This is a genomic window from uncultured Mailhella sp. (genome assembly GCF_905187505.1).
In the GTDB taxonomy this organism is placed as follows: domain Bacteria; phylum Desulfobacterota; class Desulfovibrionia; order Desulfovibrionales; family Desulfovibrionaceae; genus Mailhella.
On the sequence record NZ_CAJJIC010000207.1, the window covers coordinates 1 to 1,904 of the forward strand.

The 1,904-nt window shown below is 56.8% G+C and carries 2 protein-coding genes; both read left to right on the forward strand.

Going from position 1 to position 1,904, the window contains the following annotated elements; translation table 11 throughout:
* Window positions 1–1,515 (forward strand): 2,3-bisphosphoglycerate-independent phosphoglycerate mutase (gene gpmI / locus QZZ60_RS11365; protein ID WP_295641486.1); only part of this gene is annotated, 1,515 nt, incomplete at its 5' end.
* Window positions 1,516–1,568: 53 nt separating this feature from the next.
* A complete protein-coding gene (locus QZZ60_RS11370) occupies window positions 1,569–1,796 on the forward strand; it encodes a hypothetical protein (protein WP_294447389.1) in 228 nt (75 codons plus the stop codon).
* Window positions 1,797–1,904 lie beyond the last annotated feature (108 nt).

Genomic DNA, 1,904 nt, shown 5'->3' on the forward strand with positions numbered 1-1,904 from the left:
GTGAAACCCACCCTTTTTCTCATTCTCGACGGCTACGGTCTCGCCCCCGCTGGACCGGGAAATGCCGCCAGTCTTGCGAATACACCCACGCTTGACCGTCTGCTTGCCATGCCCGGCATGGGACGACTGGACGCTTCCGGACGTCAGGTCGGTCTGCCGGCAGGCTTCATAGGCAACTCGGAAGTCGGTCATCTCAACATCGGTGCAGGCCGCATCGTATATCAGGACATGACCCGCATCGACATGGCCGTGGAAAGCGGTGAACTTTTTAAGAATCCCGTTCTGCTCGACATGTTCGAACGCGTCCGCGCCCGCAGCGGCCGCATTCACTTCTGCGGCCTTTTATCGGACGGCGGCGTGCACAGCCACATCCATCACCTTTTCGCGCTTCTTGAAATGGCCCAGCGCGAGGGCGTTCCCGCCCTGGTTCACGCCTTTCTTGACGGAAGAGACACGCCGCCCTGCTCCGGCATCGACTATGTGTCCATGCTTGAGCCTGTCTTGAAAAAAACAGGGGCCCGCCTTGCCGACATGGTCGGCAGATTCTACGTCATGGATCGCGACAAGCACTGGGAACGTGTGGAAGAAGCCTGGAATATGCTTGTGCACGGCAAGGGACAGCTTGCCGACAACGCTTCCGATGCCCTTCGCGCCGCCTACGCCGAAGGTGAAACCGATGAATTTCTGAAGCCCCGCATTCTGCTCGACCCTTCCGAATCCGTCATTCGCGACGGGGACGGCGTGTTCTGCTTCAACTTCCGAGCCGATCGCGGCAGAGAGCTGGTACGAGCTCTGACGGATCCCGAGTTCACCGGCTTCGACCGCGGCGTCATGCCGGACATGGCCGCCGTGGCCTCCATGACCTCCTACGAAGCCACGCTCACCGCTCCCGTTGCCTTCACAAAGGACAATCTTGACAAAACCATGGGAGAAATCGTCTCTTCCATGGGACTTCATCAGCTGCGCATCGCAGAAACCGAAAAATACGCCCATGTCACCTACTTTTTCAGCGGCGGCCGTGAAGCCCCCTTTGAAAATGAGGATCGCATTCTTGTCGAATCTCCGCGAGACGTGGCCACCTACGATCTCAAGCCTCAAATGAGCGCCGAAGAGGTAACCGACAAGCTCATCGCAGCCTGGAACAGCGGCAAGTACGAGTTTATCGTATGCAATCTTGCCAACCCCGACATGGTGGGACATACCGGCATTCTTGAAGCCGCCATCAAAGCCTGTGAAACGGTGGACGCCTGCTTGGCCCGCATTGAAAAGGCCGTCATGGAACGCGACGGAATTTTGTGCATCACGGCCGACCACGGCAACGTGGAAAAGATGATCGATGAAGAAGGTCGTCCGCAGACAGCCCACACGCTGAATCAGACGCCGCTTCTCATCCTGGAAGACGGCAGAACTCATCCTGTCAGAAACGGCAAGCTCGGCGACATCATGCCGACCCTGCTCACGCTCTGGGGCGTTGACGTTCCGGCCGAAATGACCGGAGACAATCTGCTCATCTGAGTGGCGGGGAGGTGAAGGCCTCTTCCCTTTCTGGAACATCCATGGAGAATGGAATGACCTACGATGAACCGGTAAAGCCCGAAAGCATGGCTCTGCTTTTTGTCTATATCTGTCCGTACTGCCAGAATGAAGTCGTTCTGGTTTCTCCCGTGCAGCCCATGACCGTGACCTGCGGAGCATGCCGCAACAGCTTTCCCATAGTGCCGGTAGACGAACGCACCGTGCAGTATGTGCACACCATGCTCGGAGACGGAAAAGCTGCCGTCAACCCGAACTTCTGATCACCAGTCCGCAAAACAGGAAGCCTGCCCTCCGCCACGCCTCCTTCATTTTGCAGGCAGAGACTTGCATTTTCTTACAATATTGAATAGAATAAATAATATCGATTC